The organism is Mesorhizobium sp. M8A.F.Ca.ET.218.01.1.1, assembly GCF_004791165.1.
Taxonomy (GTDB): Bacteria; Pseudomonadota; Alphaproteobacteria; order Rhizobiales; family Rhizobiaceae; genus Mesorhizobium.
Map to the genome: position 1 here is coordinate 1 of NZ_SRUZ01000187.1, position 290 is coordinate 290.

Genomic DNA, 290 nt, shown 5'->3' on the forward strand with positions numbered 1-290 from the left:
GCGGCCGACGGTCGAGATCATGGCCAAGCCGCCGGTGTGGATCCCGCAGGATATCTCGTTCGACGCCTATGTCGCGATGTTCTCAGGGTGAGGGCCGGCTGATCGCCAAGCTCGAGGCCCCCAAGACCCTTCTTCGTGCAATAGTCGCGGATCGAGGCCTGCGCCTCATCATCGATGCCTTCCTCCAGTTCGCGCATGATGACCGAGACTGTCTGCGCCGAAAGTCCGGTCATGCGGGCGATGTCGGACTTCGCCAGACTGCCGTGCTGACGCACCAGCGAAAGCACCAG

At 63.1% G+C, this 290-nt stretch carries 2 pseudogenes; one reads left to right on the plus strand and one right to left on the minus strand.

Annotation, left to right across the window (positions count from 1 at the left end):
* Positions 1-88: pseudogene (locus tag EN861_RS34955) on the plus strand (carbohydrate ABC transporter permease); the annotation flags it as partial.
* 91 nt (positions 89-179) lie between these two features.
* Here EN861_RS34955 and EN861_RS34960 read toward each other — a convergent pair.
* Positions 180-290: pseudogene (locus EN861_RS34960) on the minus strand (winged helix-turn-helix domain-containing protein); the annotation flags it as partial.